Origin of the sequence: Microbulbifer sp. MCCC 1A16149 (genome assembly GCF_050368945.1) — a bacterium.
Taxonomy (GTDB): domain Bacteria; phylum Pseudomonadota; class Gammaproteobacteria; order Pseudomonadales; family Cellvibrionaceae; genus Microbulbifer.
In genome coordinates this window covers 3,436,642-3,456,250 of the sequence record NZ_CP185959.1, presented here as the reverse complement: position 1 = coordinate 3,456,250, position 19,609 = coordinate 3,436,642, and the positions used below count along the sequence as shown (strand labels likewise).

General features: G+C 59.2%; 15 protein-coding genes. 11 read left to right on the top strand and 4 right to left on the bottom strand.

Features of this window, described 5'->3' with window-relative positions; genetic code table 11:
• Positions 1 to 232 precede the first annotated feature (232 nt).
• From ACONT6_RS14490 to rsgA, 11 genes are all read left to right on the top strand, one after another.
• Positions 233 to 3,259 (top strand): TonB-dependent receptor, encoded by a 3,027-nt coding sequence (locus ACONT6_RS14490; RefSeq protein ID WP_428819146.1) that lies wholly within the window; start codon positions 233 to 235, stop codon positions 3,257 to 3,259.
• Between the two features lie 180 nt (positions 3,260 to 3,439).
• Positions 3,440 to 4,180 (top strand): SapC family protein, encoded by a 741-nt coding sequence (locus ACONT6_RS14485; protein ID WP_428819145.1) that lies wholly within the window; start codon positions 3,440 to 3,442, stop codon positions 4,178 to 4,180.
• A gap of 36 nt (positions 4,181 to 4,216) precedes the next feature.
• Complete coding sequence (locus tag ACONT6_RS14480) at positions 4,217 to 5,302, top strand: cupin-like domain-containing protein (protein WP_428819144.1); 1,086 nt, start codon at positions 4,217 to 4,219, stop codon at positions 5,300 to 5,302.
• Positions 5,303 to 5,312: 10 nt separating this feature from the next.
• Positions 5,313 to 6,830 carry a tryptophan halogenase family protein gene (locus ACONT6_RS14475; protein ID WP_428819143.1) on the top strand — a complete coding sequence of 506 codons (1,518 nt, stop codon included), beginning with the start codon at positions 5,313 to 5,315 and terminating at the stop codon, positions 6,828 to 6,830.
• Between the two features lie 69 nt (positions 6,831 to 6,899).
• Positions 6,900 to 7,949 carry a LacI family DNA-binding transcriptional regulator gene (locus ACONT6_RS14470; protein WP_428819142.1) on the top strand — a complete coding sequence of 350 codons (1,050 nt, stop codon included), beginning with the start codon at positions 6,900 to 6,902 and terminating at the stop codon, positions 7,947 to 7,949.
• Positions 7,950 to 8,345: 396 nt separating this feature from the next.
• Positions 8,346 to 9,236 carry a hypothetical protein gene (locus tag ACONT6_RS14465; RefSeq protein ID WP_428819141.1) on the top strand — a complete coding sequence of 297 codons (891 nt, stop codon included), beginning with the start codon at positions 8,346 to 8,348 and terminating at the stop codon, positions 9,234 to 9,236.
• A 102-nt stretch (positions 9,237 to 9,338) separates the two neighbouring features.
• Complete coding sequence (locus tag ACONT6_RS14460; RefSeq protein WP_181252152.1) at positions 9,339 to 9,989, top strand: MBL fold metallo-hydrolase; 651 nt, start codon at positions 9,339 to 9,341, stop codon at positions 9,987 to 9,989.
• Between the two features lie 207 nt (positions 9,990 to 10,196).
• Entirely contained in the window at positions 10,197 to 10,778 is a 582-nt protein-coding gene (locus ACONT6_RS14455) for a DUF2799 domain-containing protein (protein WP_428819140.1), read from the top strand.
• A gap of 42 nt (positions 10,779 to 10,820) precedes the next feature.
• Positions 10,821 to 11,255 carry a hotdog fold thioesterase gene (locus ACONT6_RS14450; RefSeq protein ID WP_428819139.1) on the top strand — a complete coding sequence of 145 codons (435 nt, stop codon included), beginning with the start codon at positions 10,821 to 10,823 and terminating at the stop codon, positions 11,253 to 11,255.
• 29 nt (positions 11,256 to 11,284) lie between these two features.
• The gene (locus ACONT6_RS14445; RefSeq protein WP_428819138.1) at positions 11,285 to 11,989 is read left to right on the top strand and encodes a M48 family metallopeptidase; all 705 of its coding nucleotides are present in this window, start codon (positions 11,285 to 11,287) and stop codon (positions 11,987 to 11,989) included.
• A gap of 146 nt (positions 11,990 to 12,135) precedes the next feature.
• Complete coding sequence (rsgA, locus tag ACONT6_RS14440) at positions 12,136 to 13,266, top strand: ribosome small subunit-dependent GTPase A (RefSeq protein ID WP_428819137.1); 1,131 nt, start codon at positions 12,136 to 12,138, stop codon at positions 13,264 to 13,266.
• 81 nt (positions 13,267 to 13,347) lie between these two features.
• On the opposite strand, the gene ACONT6_RS14435 is transcribed toward rsgA, so the two are convergent.
• The 4 genes from ACONT6_RS14435 to ACONT6_RS14420 all read right to left on the bottom strand — a co-directional run bounded on the left by ACONT6_RS14435 (position 13,348) and on the right by ACONT6_RS14420 (position 19,609).
• Entirely contained in the window at positions 13,348 to 15,228 is a 1,881-nt protein-coding gene (locus tag ACONT6_RS14435) for a DUF885 domain-containing protein (RefSeq protein WP_428819136.1), read from the bottom strand.
• 348 nt (positions 15,229 to 15,576) lie between these two features.
• On the bottom strand, positions 15,577 to 17,508 hold the full coding sequence (dxs, locus tag ACONT6_RS14430) for a 1-deoxy-D-xylulose-5-phosphate synthase (RefSeq protein WP_428819135.1): 1,932 nt from the start codon (positions 17,506 to 17,508) through the stop codon (positions 15,577 to 15,579).
• Between the two features lie 114 nt (positions 17,509 to 17,622).
• Positions 17,623 to 19,314, bottom strand: a complete 1,692-nt coding sequence (locus ACONT6_RS14425; RefSeq protein ID WP_428819134.1) for a Na(+)/H(+) antiporter subunit D — start codon at positions 19,312 to 19,314, stop codon at positions 17,623 to 17,625.
• Positions 19,307 to 19,609: a hypothetical protein gene (locus ACONT6_RS14420; RefSeq protein ID WP_181252158.1), complete on the bottom strand. Its 303-nt coding sequence runs from the start codon at positions 19,607 to 19,609 to the stop codon at positions 19,307 to 19,309. The genes ACONT6_RS14425 and ACONT6_RS14420 overlap by 8 nt, the downstream gene beginning before the upstream one ends.

Below are 19,609 nucleotides of genomic sequence, written 5' to 3'. Positions count from 1 at the left end.
GGCCGCATTTTTTTGCCCCCCTCGGGGGGACTATCCCCGCCGTTGAATCGTCTTTCCAAGTAGATAGGGAATAAACCACTTGACTCACCGAGTCAGCAGGCGTATCTCTATTATGGTAGCGGTACCATAAAGATTAGAATTTAAACAAAAACCAATAAAAACCGCAGAGCCCAAATCGGAGTGGTTCAGTCGATCGGGATCGTTCGCGGTAAATGCGAAGAGGGAAATCCAAATGTTCAAACGCACTAAACTGTCCGGTGCAGTGGTCGCGGCCATCGCTTCCATGACCTGTGCGCCGCACTTGCTGGCCCAGGAAAGCACCACCCTGGAAGAGGTTACCGTTACCGGTATCCGCGCCTCCATGGATCGCGCCATGGATATCAAGCGCGACTCCACCGGTGTGGTCGATGCCATTTCTGCAGAGGATATGGGCAAATTCCCGGACACCAACCTGGCGGAATCCCTGCAGCGGATTACCGGTGTGTCCATCAACCGGGTGAACGGTGAAGGGGCGGAAGTTACCGTGCGCGGTTTTGGCCCGGACAACAACATGGTGACCCTGAACGGTCGCACCATGCCTACCGGCACCACCTACGGTGGCGGTAGTGGCGCCGACGGTACTACCCGCGCCGCCGCCAGCCGCGCGTTCAACTTTGCCAACCTCGCTTCAGAAAACGTCAGCGGTGTTGAGGTTTACAAAACCAGCAAGGCCAATGTCGCCACCGGTGGCATCGGTGCCACCATCAATATCAATACCATGCGCCCGCTGGATAATCCGGGCCTGACCGCCAACGTTGGCGTGAAAGCCGTAGCGGATACCACCAATCGCTACAACGATGACATTACCCCGGAGTTTTCCGGCATTGTCAGCTTCGCCAACGAAGAGGAAACCTGGGGCGCGGCCCTGGCGCTGAGTCACCAGCAGCGGGATTCCGGTTACTCCGGTGTCACCGTCAATAACTGGAACATTGGTGTATGGGGACAGGACGATCTGTACAACCAGGGCGGCGTACCGGATGCGGACAAGGCCGAAATTGTTAACGCACCGCAGGACGGCCAGTTGTACGCGCGTCCGAACGATTTCCGTTACGCTTTCTCCGACACCCAGCGCGAGCGCCTCAACGGCCAGCTGACCCTGCAATTCAAGCCCACCGAAAAACTCACCGCGACCGTCGATTACCTCTATGCGGATAACGATATCGAAGAGCATCGCGGTGAAGTGGCCAACTGGATCCAGAACGGCTCCAATATTGCCCGCGTGGTGTTCGATGATTCCGATATCGCCACTCCGCTCAGTATTACCGAAGCCTACGGTGGCACCGTGGATGTGGGTTACGAGCAGCAGTATCGCTCCCAGAGCAATACCCTGGACTCCTTCGGCCTGAACGTGGAGTTCGAAGTCAACGACAGCCTGACCCTGGCGTTCGACGTGCACGACTCGTCCATGGAAAGCCTGCCCACCGGGCCGGATCGTTCCGGTGAAGTCGCCATCGGCCTCGGTTCACCCACCGTTACCGGTAAAACCCTCGATTTCACCGGCAGCACGCCGCAATATAGCTACAACACCAGCGTACCCGGTAATGCCCTGACCGCAGAGCACGTAGGTTCCTCCATTTTGCGTGTGCGCGGTGCCGGCTCGGTCAACGACATTACCCAGGCGAAGTTTGACGGTAGTTTCGAGTTCGACGATGGCCGTTTTGACTTTGGTGTTGAAACCCGTCAGATGGAAATGAGCGCCTATCAGACCTCCGGTGTGAACCAGGCGCTGGGCAACTGGGGTATTGCTAATCCGGGTGAGTTCCCGGCGGACATGCTGGATGTCATCAACGTTGCCAGCCAGTTTGAAGACTTCAGTACCGGCAATAGCCCGGTTACCGGTTTCCGCGGCGACGCGGTGGAACTGACCCGCTATGCCAACACCCTGTACCCGGGAACCTGCCTGTGTGTTTCCGACACCAACTCCTTCAACGACACCCTGGAAGAAGATACCGCAGCGGCCTACTTCCAGGTTGGCCTGAACAGCGAGTTGGCGGATATGCCGGTCAATTTCCTCGCCGGTGTGCGCTACGAAACTACCGATGTGGATTCCCAGTCTCTGGTTAACCCGATTCCCTACCTGGTTTGGGAAAACAACAATGACTTCTCTCCGGGTGCCGCGGGTGATCAGCAGACCTGGGCAGACAAGGCCAGTTACGACAACCTGTTGCCGAGCCTGGATTTTGACATCCAGTTTACCGAAGACCTGGTGGGCCGTTTCTCCTACAGTAAATCCATCGCCCGCGCTGGCTACAGCGACCTGAAGGTGGCGCCGGGTAATTTTGCCCTAGATGGATCGACCCGCAATGGCGCGGTGCCCACCGCGACTTCTGCCAACCCGGGCCTGTTGCCGCTGGAATCCAACAACCTGGACCTTTCCCTTGAGTGGTACTACGGCGATTCCAGCTATGTTTCCCTGGGATTCTTCGAGAAGCGTGTGGATAACTTTATCGGCACCGGTCAGGAAGACGAGACCCACTTCGGCATCCTCGACCAGACTTCCGGTCCCCGTGCCCAGGCTGCCGCGGAAGAACTCGACGCACTGGGATTGGCAACGGACGATACCAACCTCTACGCCATGGTGGTGTTGATGGAGCACCCGGAAGCCATCACCGACAACCCGGATATTTTCCCCAACGGGGTGTTCGAAGGCACCAACGAGCAGCTGCTGTTGCTGGGTGAAACCGATGGTTGGGATGTCATCCCGGAAAGCGGCGATCCGGAAATGGTGTTCCGCACCAGTAAGCCGATCAACAACCGCGAAGCGAAAATCCACGGTGCCGAACTGGCCGCGCAGCACTTCTTCGGTGAAACCGGCTTCGGTGTGCAGGCCAACTACACCATCGTGCGCGGTGACGTAGGCTTCGATAACCTGGGACTGCCCACGGAAAACCAGTTTGCCCTGACCGGCCTCAGCGATACCGCCAACGTGGTACTGGTATACGAGAACTTCGGCCTGCAGGCGCGACTGGCCTACAACTGGCGCGACAAGTTCCTCACCGCCACCAACCAGGGTTCCTCACGTAACCCGCGTTATGTGGATACCTTCTCACAGATCGACCTGAGCATCGGTTACGAGCTGACAGATCAGATCTCCCTGGCCTTTGAAGGCATCAACATCACCGGCGAAGATATTACCGAGTACAACCGCAATGAGCGTATGGTGCGCTATATGGATGACCTCGGTGCGCGCTACCAGCTGGGTGCTTCCTACAAATTCTGATGAAACGTTTTGTAGAGAAAAATTGGTAACGTGAAGTGCAAAAAGCCGCTGGAAACAGCGGCTTTTTGTTTTCAGAAAATGCCGGTAGTATGAAGTTCAGGTGCACACCATATAAAAACTGATCCAGGTATCAGTCCCTGAACGAAGCGCAGCTTCAAAGATAATAATAACGGGGTAACCATGAAGAATAATTACGTTCTGCTCAATAACGTCGAGCATGCAGATCTCAAGGTTGTGGAACAGTATTCCAGTGACGCGGGTGACGGTGCCGCCGCAGTCATGACATTTCCTACCGAATTTGAAAATATCCAGCGGGAATACCCGATCCTGTTGCGAAAAAATTCCGAAGACGACACATTCCAGGCGGTTGCCATTCTCGGCCTGCAGAAGGGGGAGAACCTGTTTCTGGAGGGCGGCAAGCATTCCACCAACAATGGCTGGGCGGGAAATTACGTGCCCGCCATGGTGGCCCGCGGTCCATTTATCATTGGTTTTCAGGAAGCTGGCGCAGACGGTGATGACGCGCAGCCGATGGTGTTTGTCGATCTGGAACACCCCAGGGTGAGCCGTTCCCGGGGGACACCGCTATTCAAAGAGTTTGGTGGCAACAGCGCTTACCTAGAGCAGGTTTCCGGTGTACTGCGCACCATTCATCAGGGCGCGGAAGTGGGGCGTGCAATGTTTGCCGCGCTCGACGAAGTGGGTCTGATCGAACCTGTGTCCATCAATATCGACCTGAAAAATGGCGACAAGCACCAGCTGTCTGGCTACTACACCGTCAGCGAAGAGCGCCTGAACGCGCTGGACGGTGACACCCTGCATGGACTGAATGCCGCCGGCTATCTGCGCGGGATATTCCTGATGCTCTCCTCGCTCGGCAATATCGAACATCTTGTCGCGCGTAAGAACCTGCGCATTTAACCGGGCGAAAGTTGAGCTGATCGGGAGGCGCAGGCAATGGCAGATGAAACAGCAAAAGAATTATTGAACGTCGAAAACCCGGTGCAGGTCATCGACGGACTGGAACCGGGAAAAATTCCTCAGGAAATCCTCTCCACCTGCAAGCCGGTAGTGCTGAAAGGGTTGGTGAGTCACTGGCAGCTGGTCAATGAGGGCAAGCGCTCACCTGGAGCGGCGGTGGACTATCTCACCAGCTATTACAATGGCAAGCCCTGCCTGGTGAATTTCGGGCGCGGCACGGTGGACGGCCGGTACTTTTATGACGAAGACCTGCGTTCGCTGAATTACGATACCCTGCGCTCACCCATCGACGAAGTGCTGCAGTGTATTCTGGATACGCTGGATGGCCCTGCTGCAGGAAAAAATACGGAAGGCGAGGCCTATACCTCTTTCTATATCTCCTCTACCTCGGTGGACGGCCACTTTCCCGGACTGCGCGCGGAAAACGACCTGGCAATCCCCCGCATTGATCGCGGCTATCCGGTTTCCCCCGCACAAATGAAAATCTGGATTGGCAACCCCTCGGTGGCGAGCTGTCATTACGACGCGCTGGACAATATCGCCTGCTGCGTTGCCGGTCGTCGTCGCTTTACCATTTTCCCGCCGGATCAGTTCGAGAATCTGTATTTTGGCCCGCTGGATCTCACCCCCGGTGGTCAGGCGATTAGTATGGTGGATTTCGCCAACCCGGATTTTGAGCGCTTCCCGGGGTTTCGCGATGCGCTCGCTGCCGGTCAGGTTGTCGAGCTGGAGCCCGGGGATGCGATTTATATTCCCAGTATGTGGATGCACCATGTAGAGGGATTGAGCCCGTTCAATATCCTGGTGAATTACTGGTGGGACGATGCGCCCCTGCACACCGGCTCCGGCATGAACGCGCTTTATCACGGCATCCTGTCCCTGCGCGACAAGCCCGAGCATGAAAAAGAAGGCTGGCGACAGCTGTTTGAATACTACGTGTTCGGCCCCGGGGATCGGGCCGGCAAACATCTTCCGGAGCACGCCCGCGGTGTGTTGGGAGAACTGGATAATATCGGCGCACGCCAGCTGCGCGCCATGCTGATCAACAAGCTGAACCGCTAGGGGAGCCGGGATGGATAATTCTGTCGCGAACGAAAAAGGCCGCATTAAACGCGTTGTCATCGCCGGTGGGGGAACCGCGGGCTGGATCGCCGCTGCCGCTCTGTCAAAAAAACTCGGTGAATTACTGGATATCACACTGGTGGAGTCGGATTCCATTGGCACCGTTGGTGTCGGCGAAGCGACTATTCCGCCGCTGCGCACTTTTCACCGGTTGCTGGGGATCGATGAGCAGTCCTTTATGCGCGCCACCCAGGCCACGGCGAAGCTCGGCATCGCATTTGAAAACTGGGGCCGGGAAGGGGAGCGCTATATCCACTCCTTTGGAAAAACGGGTACCAGTGCGTGGATGTGTGACTTTCACCACTTCTGGCTGCGCGGCAAAGAGATGGGGTTTGATACCGGGATTGGTGACTTCTGTCTGGAGCACCAGGCCGCCGAGGCCGGTCGATTTGCTGCGGGGCCCAAGTCGCCACTCAATTTTGCCTATCACCTGAATGCCACGCAGTACGCTGCATTTTTGCGTGAATTCAGCGAGAAGCATGGGGTAACCCGGGTGGAGGGCACGATCCATGATGTGCGCCAGAATTCCAAAACCGGTGATATCGAATCGCTGCTGCTGGAGGGCGGCCGCGAGATCGCCGGCGACCTGTTTATCGACTGCAGTGGCTTCCGCGGCCTGTTGATTGATAAAACCCTGCACAGTGAATTTGAGGACTGGTCCCACTGGTTGCCCTGCGACAGCGCCGTGCCCCTGCAGACCCGCGCTACTGGCCCGGCCATGCCTTACACCCGTTCCATCGCCGAGACCTCCGGCTGGCGCTGGCGAATCCCGCTACAGGAACGTGTCGGCAACGGCCTGGTGTATTGCAGTCGCTACCTTTCGGACGATGCGGCAACGACGCTGTTGCTCGAGAGAGTGGACGGCGAGCCGCTGACGGATCCGCGTGTGATCCGATTTACTACCGGCCGGAAAAAGCAGACCTGGAAAAACAACTGTATTGCCCTCGGTCTTTCCAGTGGGTTTATCGAGCCGCTGGAGAGCACCAGTATCCATCTGATCGTTACGGGCATTGTGCGCCTGTTGCAGCTGTTCCCGTTCACTGGTGTGGAACCGTCACTGCAACAGGAGTACAACCGCCAGACCCAGCGGGAACTGGAAGACATCCGCGATTTCATCGTGTTGCACTATCACGTCAACCAGCGCGAGGGCGATGTGTTCTGGGATCACTGCCGACAGATGGATATTCCCGACAGCCTCGCCCAGCGGATCGACCTGTTCCGCGAGCGCGCCCATGCCTACCAGAATAACGACGAACTGTTTCGCGTGGATTCCTGGGTGCAGGTGATGCTGGGGCAGGGCTTGCAGCCGCAATCCTTCCACCCGCTTACGCAGATGATCACCGAGCAGGAAATGCAGCAACTACAATCCGGGCTCCGTGCGCAGGTAGCCCAGGGGGTCAACGCGCTGCCGCCGCACCACGAGTTTATCCGGCAGTATTGCCCGTCTTCTGCACCGGTGCCTGCGTGACCGCTTGCTTCCGGTGACGATTAAAGTGGATCATTGTCCGCCTGTGAAATTGATTGGGCCTGTGACAGCGTGAAACCCAAACAGAGCCGCCGCCAGGGCAGCGGCCCCACTATTGCCGATGTCGCCCGCGAGGCCGGGGTCTCGCCGATGACCGTCTCCCGGGTAATCAATGGCGAAGATAATGTGCGTGCACGCACCCGCGACATCGTTAACGCGGCGATCAAATCCCTCGGCTATACCCCCAACAACGCCGCGCGTAGTCTCGCCGGCGGCGCCCAGATCAAGATTGGCCTGATGCACAGCAATCTCAGTGCTTCCTACCTGAGTGCCTTCCTGATCGGTGCCCTGGAGCAGGCCAGCCGCTACAACATCCAGCTGGTAGTGGAACACTGCGATGTCGAGTTGAACGCGGAAGCGGTGGCTGCGCGGATGTTGAGCGGCGGCGTCGAGGCCATGCTGTTGCCGCCGCCGCTATCTGACCTGCCGGCGGTGCTGGAAGTACTGGAGGGTAGTGATACCCCCGCGGTACTGATCGCCTCGGAGCAGCCGCGCAACAATATCTCGGTGGTCAAGATCGATGACTACCAGGCTGCCTATGAAATGACCCGGCATATCGCCTCCCTCGGCCATCGGCGCATCGGCTTTATCACCGGCGACCGCGGCCAGCAGGTAAGCCAGCGGCGCCTGGAAGGCTATCGCCAGGCCCTCAAGGACTCGGGGCTGGCGCCCTCGGCGGAACTGGAGGTGGAGGGCTTTTTCACCTACCGCTCGGGATTGCTCGGCGCCGAGCAGCTGCTCGACCTGGAACTCCCGCCCACCGCGATTTTTGCGTGTAACGACGAAATGGCTGCGGCGACCATCTCCGTGGCCCAGCGTCGCGGGCTGGATATCCCCAAGGACCTCACCGTGTGCGGCTTCGACGACACAGCCCTTGCCACTACCATCTGGCCGGAACTGACCACCATCCACCAGCCGGTGGTGGATATGTCGCGGGCGGCGGTGGACCTGCTGGTGAAGAAAGTCCGCGCAGTGCGCGCGGGGGAAGCCGAGCAGGGCCAGCAGGTTCAGCTGGACTTCACCCTTATCCGCCGCCGCTCCGACGCCCCGCCCAGAATCTGACCGTTTTCTGCAGGCAGAAAAAAAGCCGGCACAAGGCCGGCTTTAAGCAGAGATACGATGAGAGTTCGATTACCAAGCGTTCACACGATACGATTTGGGGGAACTGTAATGTTTGACGGGCCCATGGCGCTCTAGTTCCCCGCCGGCATGAAAAAATCCCAAATTTTTGCAAAATCCGCCACATAGGGATGATTTTGTCGTCATATTCATCTTTTGTGGCGCCATTCTTCCCATTGCCAACGTGCAGTGGTAGCTTCTAGCGTTTGTGGAGTACTGCTCGTGGTTCGTTGATTGAAGAGCAGCACAAATTCATACATCCAGAGAAAATAACAAGATGCGCGGGAAACCCCCGGCGAGGTAATCGCATCCAATAAAAAAATACTACGGGGAGCGACAATGGCTGATCTGGTCATCCTGGCCGCGCCGGGCATGGGCGCGGTGGACGAAGACTTTGCCGAGCCGCTATTTCAGGCGCTCAAGAGCGGACTGGGGGACGACTGGTCCCGCATTCACACCGACACCATCCTTTGTCAGGGCCACCTGCAGCCCAACCTGGAGCGGGTGTTCGAGGCCATGCAGAAGCGCGACATGGACTACCTGCGCGCGCGCAAATTCATGCTCTACGGGCTCGCCGAAGCCTCCGCGCAACAGGCCGATATCCAACAGCGGGGCGGCAACTACGACAAGACCCAGCAGGCCATCTACCAGACCTTCGAGCGCGCGGCCAAAGCCACCGCCGACACTGCTCCTGTGATATTGCTCAGCCACTCCATCGGCTGCAGCATCCTTTCCAACTACCTGTGGGACGCCCAGCGACCCACCATGAGTCATGGCGTATGGCGCGATGGCGGCCCCAAAGGCGTACACAAAGGTTCCGCCAAGGATCTCTTCCTGCGCGGCAAAACCCTGGCCCACTGGTACACCCTCGGTGCCAGCAACCCCCTGTGGACCGCCGGCATGGCCCGCGACCAGATCCAGGCGGTCACGTCGGATACCCGCGGCTACAACTTCCGCTGGAAAAACTTCTACCACCCGGACGACCTCTTCGGCTGGCCACTCAAGCCCTTGAGTCCCTCCTATAACCAGGCCGTCTACCGGGACTACGAGACCCGCCCGCTGGCGGACTGGAGCGCTGCCAGCTGGGGCCCCCAGCTGGTGGCCCACGACGGTTACTGGCAGAGCGAGATGGTGCAGAAGAGCCTGATCGAGGATGTGCAGGAATTGTTGAAAAAGTCCTCGGCACGCCGCCCCAGCCCCATGCAGCGGGCGACGGCAGCGGCGCTGTAGGACTCTACACCGCCACCAGACTGATAACGAAGCCCAGAGCCACCTTAGCCGGATAAGGCGCCGAGCGTTATACTCGGCACCGAGAACTAAACAGGTATTCCCATGGCTCTACAATTTCACTCGGTTCCCGTCACTCCGTTCCAGCAAAACTGCACCCTGTTGTGGTGCGATGACAGCAAGCGGGCTGCGGTTGTGGATCCCGGTGGGGATGTGGACCGTATCCTCGCTGCGGTCAAAGAGCGCGATCTCAAGCTGGAAAAAATCCTGCTGACCCACGGCCACCTCGATCACGTCGGCGGCACCGCGCCTCTGTCCCGGGACCTCGGATTGCCCGTGGAAGGCCCGCAGAAGGCGGACCAGTTCTGGATCGAGAAAATCGTGGTGCAGGCGCAGATGTACGGATTCCCACCGGTGGAAACCTTTACCCCGGATCGCTGGCTGGAAGACGGTGACACCGTCACCGTCGGCGACGAAGTGCTCGAAGTCGTGCACTGCCCCGGTCATACCCCCGGCCACGTCATCTTTTTCCACCGCCCCAGCAACCTGGCACTGGTGGGAGACGTCCTGTTCGCCGGCTCCATCGGCCGCACCGACTTCCCCATGAGTAACCATCAGGATCTGCTCGACTCCATCACCAAAAAGCTCTGGCCCCTGGGCGACGAAGTCAAATTCATCCCCGGCCACGGCCCCATGTCCACCTTTGGACAGGAGCGGCAAACCAACCCCTTCGTGGCCGACAAACGCTTTGGTTGATTCAGCATCGATTCACGCTGGGGCAGGCTAAATAGTGGCACTGAACACTGACAGTAGCGGCAAATTGCCGGGTACAGGTTTTCAGGACCGCTGTGAACCCATCCCTGGGCGCTGCGGCGCAAACATCCTGTTTGCGACGCTCCTGAAAACCTGTACCCGGCACTTTGCCTTCACGTCTACCTCGTTACTTCGCATCACAGGCCGGATATGAAACTCTGGAAATTACTCACACTACTCGCCCTCCCCACAGCCCTGGCCCTCTCCAGCGGCTGCGCGGTAATTTCCGAAAACGAATGCCAGGCCGGGCTCTGGTACGAGCGCGGTATAGAAGACGGTGCCCGCGGTCGCAGTCAGGCCACCGTGTACAAGATCGCGCAGAAATGTCACGAGTACGGTATCCGTACCGATACCGCAGCCTGGATGCAGGGGCACGAACAGGGCGTTGAGCAGTACTGCACCCCGGAAAATGGCTTTGTGGTTGGCCGTCGCGGTAGCAATTACGAAGGTGTCTGCACCGGCCCCACCGCAGACCTGTTCCTGGCCAACTACGAGCGCGGCCTCGCCGTGTACCAGGCCGAGCAGCAGTACGCGGCACTGGCGAAGCAATACGAGCAGGCGGAGCGCGAGGTGTACCGGATAGAGGACGCGCTGGATGAGGCGGAATCCAAGGAGGAGCGGCGCGCCCTGCGCAGTGAGCGCCGCAGCCTGCTGCGGGAAATGCGTCACCTGGAAGCTGAGATGATGCACTTTGGCGGCTTTGGCACTTTCAATCCGCAGCTGTTCTACTGATATTGTCTGGCCGTTTTTGCTGCGAATAGGTAAAGGTGATTTATGGCTGTCTGGCACACTGCTAACCCGACTCTGGATGAGGTAAATCGGAGCATGGGCGATTGCATGCCCAAATACCTGGGGATGCACATTACCGAAATTGGTGATGACTATCTGGTGGGCACCATGCCGGTAGAGGATCGCACCCGCCAGCCATTTGGTATTCTGCATGGCGGTGCCAGTGTGGCGCTGGCGGAGACGCTGGGCTCCATGGCGGCGAACATGGTGGTGGATAACAGCAAGTTCTATTGCGTGGGGCAGGAGATCAATGCGAATCACCTGCGCCCGGTCCCCGACGGTGCGGTAACCGGCAAAGCGACCGCGGTACATCTCGGCCGCACCAGCCAAGTCTGGGAGATTCGTATTCACGACCAGAACGGCAAACTGAACTGTATTTCCCGGATCACCATGGCGGTGGTGCCGGTGCCCTCCGAGTAATCTCTGTTAATTCCGGTACTGCGTTTGTTGTGAGTGGGGATCTGTTTACCTTCGAGGATGTTGCCTACCGTCTGTCGCGTTCCCCGCGCCGCAAGCGTCTGGGGCTGGTGGTGACGGAGAAGGGCGCGGAGGTGCGGATTCCCCAGCGCTGCGCCGAGCGCCACGGCCATCAGTTCCTGCGCGACAATATCCAGTGGGTGCGCGCGCAGCTGCGCGGGGTGGAGGTGCGTCAGGCCCAGGTGCCGGAGCACCATTTCGCGTTTGGCGCACACTTTCCCTGGCTGGGTAACGCCCTTGAGCTGGATCGCGCGGCCCGCGCTGCGGATGCCGGTATTCGCGATGGCTTTATCCAGCTTTACTGCCGCACGCGGGAGCCGGATGCGACGCAGGTCCAGTCGGCGCTGCAAAAGCTGTATCAGCGGGAAGCCCTGGCATTGCTGACGGAGAAGTCGGCCTATTTTGCCGGGCTGCTGGGTCTTTCATTTTCCTCGGTCAAGGTGCGGCGGACCCGCAGCAAGTGGGGACACTGCACCATTCGCGGGGAGTTGCAGTACAACTGGCTGGTATGCCTGGCTCCCGAGGCCGTGGTGGATTATCTGGTGATCCACGAGGTGTGCCATTTGCAGCACCACAACCACAGTGCGGCGTTCTGGTCCCTGGTGGAGAGCCTGTGTCCGGACTACCGCAGGCTGCGGCGCTGGCTGAAGGACAACGGCCACCGGCTGCAACTGTAAGTGTCTTCTTTCGGCAGATTTCTTTTGTCGGATTTCCTCGTTTATCCCCTCCAATTCTGATTGCCCGAACTATGCTCAGAGGCATAAAGTGCGTGCGTCCGCATCTTTTTTGATTCACTGCGGGCGACTTTTGAGGATCTGCAAAATTGAGTAAATCCCTGATTTCCCGCCGCCCGACTTTCCGGCGCGGTGTGTCTGCGGGCGACCAGAAAACTGCGCCGGCCAACGGCGCTCCTCTGGCCCGCCTGGGGTGGAAGCCGTTTTTCCAGCAGCAACTTTCCCTGGAGGAACTGGAGACGTGTGAACCGGTGCGGGTAATGGCGGTGCACCGCAGCCAGATCGAGGTTTCCGGTGAGCGGGGAGACGAGCCCGTGCTGGTGAGTGGCCCCCTGTTTGACGATGCTGTGGATAAGCCCACGGTGGGCGACTGGCTGCTGCTGGAGCGCGAATCCCGCAAACCGGTGCGACGCCTCGAGCGCAGCAGCCTGTTCCGCCGCATGGCGCCCGGGGCCAAGCAGGTCCAGCTGATCGCGGCGAATATCGATAACGTATTGATCGTCTCCTCGTGTAACCACGACTTCAACCTGTCCCGGGTGGAGCGCTATCTCGCTCTGGTCAAAGAGGCTGGCTGTCGCGCCTGCCTGGTGTTGACCAAGGCCGATCTCAGTGACGACCACGAGCAATATCGCGAGGCGCTGAAGGGCCACCGGGATCTTCCTGTGGTACTGGTCAATGCCCTCGACGGCACCAGTGTGGAATCCCTGCGCGACTACTGCCGCAGTGGAGAAACCCTGGCGTTGCTCGGCTCTTCCGGGGTGGGCAAATCCACGCTGTTGAACAGCCTTGCCGGCAGCGAACTGGCGGCGACTTCCGGCATTCGTGAAGACGACAGCAAGGGGCGTCACACCACCCGACACCGGGCGCTCTACGCAATCCCCGATGGCGGGCTGCTGCTGGACAGCCCGGGTATGCGCGAACTCGGGCTGGCCGATGTCAGCGAAGGTCTCGCGGCCACTTTTTCCGACATCGGTGAACTTGCCGAGCAGTGCCGTTTCGCCGATTGCGCCCATGAATCCGAACCGGGCTGTGCGGTACAGGCGGCGATTGCGTCTGGGGAACTGGACGAACGCCGGTTGCACAACTGGCGCAAACTGGGGCGAGAGATCCAGAGAAATACCCGGACCCTGGCGGAATCCCGGGCGCAGGAGCGCGCATTCAGTCAGTTTGTGCGCACGGTGCAGGGGCACTCCCGCGCGCGCAAGAGTGGAGAGGAGTAGAGAAGGGAAGTAGATAAATGGGAATTAGTTAAAAGGCGTCCCGTGGCTGATTGCCACGGGACCTGTGGCAATTCCTGAAGCCTAGTTCAGGGCCGCCTGGCCGCCGGCGTCACTTACCGGCTGGGCCTTGCTGATCTCTCCGCCCTGGGATTCAATCCAGGTGTTCATACGGCTTTCCAGCACATTCAAAGGCAGTGCACCGGCGCCGAGCAGCGCGTCGTGGAATTCGCGGATATTGAAGTTATCCCCAAGGGCTTCTTCCGCGCGCGCGCGGATTTCCTTGATCTTCAGCTGCCCTACCTTGTAGGCCAGAGCCTGACCCGGCCACACCAGGTAGCGGTCGATCTCCACCACGATATCGTGTTCCGGCTTGGCGCTGTTGTTCTTGAAGTACTCGATCGCTTCGTCCCGGCTCCAGCCAAGCTGGTGCATACCGGTGTCCACCACCAGGCGTACCGCACGCCACATATCGTAAGTCAGCGCACCAAACTCGTTATACGGATCGGTGTACAGCCCCAGGTCGTAACCGAGGCTTTCCGAGTAGAGTCCCCAGCCTTCGACAAAACCGGTGTAGAACTTGTTGCGGCGCAGGGGGTGGATGTCACTCTGCTCCTGGGCCAGGGCAATCTGCAGGTGGTGGCCGGGCATGGCCTCGTGCACCGTTAGCGCTTCCATCTCCCAGGTCGGGCGGCTCTTCAGGTCGTAGGTGTTAGCAAAGAACACCCCCGCACGGCCGGCTTCATTGGAGCCCGGCTGGTAGTAGGCGGTGGTCTGGGATTTTTCCGAGTAACTCGGAATCGGTTTTACTCCGTAGGGCAGTCGCGGCAGGGTGCCGAACAGCGCGGGCAGTTCGCCGTCGATGCGCTTGGCAATATCCCGGTAATTTTTCAGCAGGTCTTCTTTACTGTCGTAGTAGAACTGCGGGTCGTTGCGCAGGAAATCGGTGAATGCCTTGAAGTCACCTTTGAAGCCGGTCTTCTTGATGATCGCGTCCATCTCGCCGCGAATCCGGCGAACTTCCCCGAGACCAATCCGGTGGATTTCCTCGGGGCTCATTTCCGTAGTGGTTTCTTCGCGCACTTTGTAGGCGTACCAGCGGATACCGTCATCGTTTTTGGTAAACGCAGTTTCCGTATTGGCGTTGGGGATGTAATCGCGCTCGACATATTCTGCCAGTTGCTGCCACTCAGGAATCAGGGTTTTCTGGTAGAGGTTCTGGGCGCGGTTGCGCAGTCGCGTCTGCTGGGCGGCGGGGATGCTCGCTGGCATTTCGTAAAATGCCTTGAGCAGCGGGCTCTGCTTGGGATCGGTGGGGATCAGGGCGCGGATCTGTCCCGGTATGTCGCGCAGGGTAATTTGCGGCGGGGTCAGTTTTTGCTTCAGGCCCTTTTCCATGAGGATCTGGGTCTGATCAATCAGCTGGGGCAGTTTCTCCAGGCGCGCGAGAATATCTTCGTAGTCTGCGGCGTTGCGTTTGGGCATGGCACTCAGTACGGCTGGCACATTGCGCTGGATGCCGCTCATGTGATTGACGGGCAGCAGGTGTTCGGGGAACTGGTAGCCTTTTACCTGCAGCAGCAGGTCCTGGTAGAGCAGCTGGTAGTCGAGCTGTTCGTTTTCGGGGAGCTTGTCTTCGTTGATATGACGGCTGGCGGCGAGTAGTTCGCGGGTCTGGCCTTTGCGCCGTTCAATACCTTTGTTGGATTGATCGGTCCAGTCTTTTTCCCCTCCGGGGTAGCCGCGATAGGTGGCGTTTTCCGGGTAGCTTTCCATGATCCAGCGATAGCGGATGTCCTGCAGGGCTTTTAGCTTTTCGCTGGCCCCTTTTTTGGGGATCTCATCCATGGCCTTTTCAAAGGCCTTTTGATCCATCGCCTGCACATTCAGGCTCGCGGCCATAATGGCTGCGGATAAGCTGATCAGCTTCGAGTTCAGGATTTTTCGGAGTGGTGAAAAGGACATAGTACTTCCTGTCTCTGTTTTATATTTAGTGTGTTCGGACTTTTGGCGACAAGGTGAGGATGCCAAAATTTAAGGCGGGACGCAGCGTACATGGACGTATCTACAGCGGTTCCGAAAAGCTTTGCCCAGTGGCCCGGCGCCACGGTAGTTCTCTCGAAGTCCTTCATCCGAGCCCTGTTCGGAGTGCAGTGGCAGCCGGGTCCCGGGTACGGGTTTTCAGGACCGAGCTAGGCGCCCCCCTGTGAACCCATCCCTGGGCGCTGCGGCGGCGACGTCCTGTCGCCGACGCTCCTGAAAACCCGTACCCGGTACCCGGCCTTCGATTTTTAGTTATGTACTTTGTCAGCCCTAGATAGCCGCAGCTTGCCCTTTTGACTGGGCCTGGTGCATTTGCGATTGGCGTTCGCTGATTTGTTCTTCTATGCCTTTGGCATCCAGACCAATCTCTGCCAGTAACTTTGGATGCTTGCCGTGTTCGATAATTTTGTCGGGCAAGCCGAGCTGTAGCAGTGGTACCGGAATCACTCGCTGGTTCAGGTATTCCGAAACCGCACTGCCCGCACCGCCTGCAACCGTGTTTTCTTCCAGGGTCACAAGCAGGTCGTGGCTGTCGGCCATCTGGTCGATCAGGGCCTCGTCCAGGGGTTTCACCCAGCGCATATCCACCAGCGTCGCACCGAGTTTGTCCGCCGCTTCTTTAGCGGATGCAAGCAGGGTGCCGAAGCTCAAAATGGCAATATCCTTACCCGCCTGAACAACCCGGCCCTTGCCAATAGGCAGCGCGTCCAGGGTTTTCTCGATGGTGACACCAGGACCGGTGCCGCGCGGATAGCGCACTGCCGACGGGCCATTGTGTTCGTAGGCCGTGTGCAGCAACTGGCGGCACTCGTTCTCGTCGCTGGGGGCCGCAATGATCAGGTTCGGCAGACAGCGCATAAAGGTCAGGTCGAAGCTGCCCGCGTGGGTAGGGCCGTCTTCGCCCACAAGACCGGCGCGGTCGATGGCGAAGGTGACATCCAGGTCCTGGATCGCCACATCGTGCACCATCTGGTCGTAGCCGCGCTGCAGGAAGGTGGAGTAAATGGCTACCACCGGCTTCTGTCCTTCGCAGGCGAGGCCCGCAGCCAGGGTCACAGCGTGCTGCTCGGCGATGGCCACATCGTGGAAGCGCTCCGGGAAGCGTTCCGCAAACTCCACCATGCCAGAGCCTTCACACATGGCCGGGGTAATGCCGATCAGCTTGTCGTCCTGCTCCGCAGCGTCGCACAGCCACTGGCCGAAAATATCCTGGTATTTCGGGCCTTTTTTCTTGGCTTCGCCATTTTTATCCACAGACGGTGCTACCTGCACCTTGGGCTCTGGCTCCAGCTTGTTCAGCGCGTGGTAGCCCACCGGGTCTTCTTCCGCCGGGCCGAAGCCCTTGCCCTTGGTGGTGACGATATGCAGAAGCTGCGGGCCGCGCTGATTGCGCAGGTTGCGCAGGGTGTGTACCAGGTCCTGCATATTGTGGCCGTCCAGCGGGCCCACGTAGTTGAAGCCGAGTTCCTCGAACAGGGTGCCCGGGGTGATCATGCCTTTGACATGTTCTTCCGCGCGGCGCGCCAGCTGCCACGCCTTGGGAATGACGGACAGTACCTTGCGACTGCCTTCGCGCATGTTCAGGTAGGTCTTGCTGGCGAGGATGCGGGCAAAGTAGGTGGCGAGGCCGCCCACATTCTTGGAGATGGACATGCGGTTGTCGTTCAATACCACCAGCATGTCTTTACCGGTATGCGCGGCGTGGTTCAGGGCCTCGAAGGCCATACCCGCGGTCATGGCGCCATCGCCAATCACTGCCACCACCTTGCGCTCATCCGGCGAACCGAGGGCCATGCCCAGGGCGGCGCTGATGGAGGTGCTTGAATGACCGACGCCGAAGGTGTCGTAAGGGCTCTCGGAGCGCTTGGGGAATCCGGAGAGGCCACCCTGTTGGCGCATGGTGAGCATCTGCTCCCGGCGACCGGTGAGGATCTTGTGGGGGTAGGTCTGGTGGCCCACATCCCAGACCAGACGGTCTTCCGGGGTGTTGTAGATGTAGTGCAGGGCGATGGTGAGGTCGACGACACCGAGGCCGGCACCAAAGTGACCGCCGGTCTGGCCTACGCAGTACAGCAGGTATTCACGCAGTTGGGTTGCCAGCTCGGGCAGTTGTTTTTCCGCCAGCGCGCGCAGCTGGGCCGGTGAGTCGATCTGGTCGAGCAGCGGCGTAGACGGGCGTGTGCGGGGTATCTCGTCGAACATCAAGGGTCCTGATTCGGGCACTAGAGCCGGGCGGCGGCTCACAGTATCAATTGCAACTGATATAAGAAGCGAATTGTATGCCCAAGGAGACGATATTGCATCCTGCTCGCGGCGTCACAGGCTACCGAGGATCAGGTAGATCGCCAGCAGCAATACCACGCCAGCGACCATACTGCCGGTCAGCCAATTGCGCGCCAGGATCCCGTCTGCACGGTGGTGGTCCGCCAGGCCGGTAATGAGGCGCTCGACACCCCGTGTGGCTGCGGCCCGCAGGCGCTTGTCGAGGGCAAACAGGCCGCCAAACAGCCCTCTGGCGGCATCTGGCAACAGGCGCCGGTAAAGCCATTCGGCGTCCAGGTTGACCGAAGGTAGCTCCGGTGGGTAGAGATGGCGCAAATTTAGCCACACAAAGGCCAGAGCGGAGAAGAACAGAAGCTGCAGCTGTGTCAGTACGTGGGTGAGGTCATACGGGGTGTAGGACATCTCGTGGGGCAGCAGGCTGTACAGGGCCTGTGGGTAAATTCCCACGGTGAGACTCAGGGCCGCGGCGATGCTCATCGCTACCAGCATATTTACCGGAGGTTCGCGGGCGGGCAGCTTCGCATCGTGGGCGAAGAACGCAAAGTAAGGGATCTTGATACCGGCGTGGTGGAAGACCCCGGCGGAGGCGAACAGCAAGATCAGCCAGACGCCCTCGTAACCATTCTTGATCGCCGCACTCATCACCATCGATTTGCTGACAAATCCGCTGAACAGGGGGAAGGCGGAAATCGAGGCCGCGCCGATGATGCACAGCACTGTGGTCTTGGGCATTTTTTTGTACAGGCCGCCGAGTTCGGAGCCGTTGATACGGCCGGTCACGTGCAGCACCGCCCCCATGGACATAAACAGCAGCCCCTTGAAGATCACATCATTGAACGCGTGGGCCACGGCGCCGTTGATTGCCAGCGAGGTACCGATGCCGATGCCCACCACCATAAATCCCAGCTGGTTGATGAGGCTGTAGGCCAGTACCCGGCGCAGGTCGTTCTCGATCACCGCATAGAAGATCGGGAAGCAGGCCATGGTCGCGCCGATATACACCAGCAGCTCGGTGCCCGGGTAGGTCCGTGCCAGGCAGTACACCGCCACCTTGGTAGTAAAGGCGCTCAGAAACACGGTACCGGTGGGGGTGGATTCCGGGTAGGCATCGGTTAGCCAGTTGTGGAAGAAAGGGAAGGCGCACTTGATACCGAACGCGAGGAAGATCAACCAGCTGTAGGCGCTGTCACTCAGGCCGATCTGGCCGAAGGACAGGGTTTCGTGGGCCTGACCGTAGAACACGATACCGCCGAGCAGTAACAATCCGGACAGGATATGCAGGGTGAAATAGCGCAGCCCGGATACGTAGGCGCGGCCGGTGCGGCGGGCCCACACCAGAAACACCGAGGTCAGCGCCAGCAGTTCCCAGAAAATGAACAGGGTGAGCAGGTCGCCGGCAAATACCGCGCCCAGCGCACTGCCGGCGTACAGCATACTCGCTACCTGTTGCAGGGTGTCGCGTACGTGCAGGGCATAAATGACCGCAATCAGTGCGGCGATATGGAACAGGTAGCCGAACAGCAGGCTGAGTTTGTCGGCCCTGAATAGCAGCAGGTCAAAATCGAGAATACCGTAGTGGCCAAAGCTGCCGCTGCCGAGCAGCCACAAATTGGCGAGCCCCAGAACCGGTACGGCGAGGGTAATCAGAGCGCGCGCCCGGCCGCGCAATACGCCGGCAAGCAAGGCGGCGACAAAGAACGGAATGAAGGGGGCAACTTCAAACATCGGTGCGTCCTCCTGTTACGGAATCGGCGCTGTCGCTGCCCAGCTCTCGCTTGTCGTAATAGTCTTCAGGGCGCATCAGGAAAGTGCGCATCCATTTTGCGGCAAACACCAGAATCACACAGCCTACAAACCCGTACAGGGGGTAAAACCCGGGCAGGCCTTCCCAGCGGAATTCGATATGGCGGTGTACTACAAAGTCTGCGGCAAACAGCAATGCGCAGATACCGTAGAACACCCGCAGCAGTTTGCGGATATTGTCGGGGTTGTCGAAGAACGCCTGTTTATTACCACGCAT

Bases quoted from the DNA above. Each gene is read 5' to 3' on its own strand.
- ACONT6_RS14435 (WP_428819136.1), bottom strand. From the start codon at position 15,228: ATGTCCTTTTCACCACTCCGAAAAATCCTGAACTCGAAGCTGATCAGC.
- ACONT6_RS14460 (WP_181252152.1), top strand. From the start codon at position 9,339: ATGGCTCTACAATTTCACTCGGTTCCCGTCACTCCGTTCCAGCAAAAC.
- ACONT6_RS14485 (WP_428819145.1), top strand. From the start codon at position 3,440: ATGAAGAATAATTACGTTCTGCTCAATAACGTCGAGCATGCAGATCTC.
- ACONT6_RS14490 (WP_428819146.1), top strand. From the start codon at position 233: ATGTTCAAACGCACTAAACTGTCCGGTGCAGTGGTCGCGGCCATCGCT.
- dxs (WP_428819135.1), bottom strand. From the start codon at position 17,508: ATGTTCGACGAGATACCCCGCACACGCCCGTCTACGCCGCTGCTCGAC.
- ACONT6_RS14475 (WP_428819143.1), top strand. From the start codon at position 5,313: ATGGATAATTCTGTCGCGAACGAAAAAGGCCGCATTAAACGCGTTGTC.
- ACONT6_RS14425 (WP_428819134.1), bottom strand. From the start codon at position 19,314: ATGTTTGAAGTTGCCCCCTTCATTCCGTTCTTTGTCGCCGCCTTGCTT.
- ACONT6_RS14455 (WP_428819140.1), top strand. From the start codon at position 10,197: ATGAAACTCTGGAAATTACTCACACTACTCGCCCTCCCCACAGCCCTG.
- ACONT6_RS14450 (WP_428819139.1), top strand. From the start codon at position 10,821: ATGGCTGTCTGGCACACTGCTAACCCGACTCTGGATGAGGTAAATCGG.
- ACONT6_RS14465 (WP_428819141.1), top strand. From the start codon at position 8,346: ATGGCTGATCTGGTCATCCTGGCCGCGCCGGGCATGGGCGCGGTGGAC.
- ACONT6_RS14480 (WP_428819144.1), top strand. From the start codon at position 4,217: ATGGCAGATGAAACAGCAAAAGAATTATTGAACGTCGAAAACCCGGTG.
- ACONT6_RS14420 (WP_181252158.1), bottom strand. From the start codon at position 19,609: ATGCGTGGTAATAAACAGGCGTTCTTCGACAACCCCGACAATATCCGC.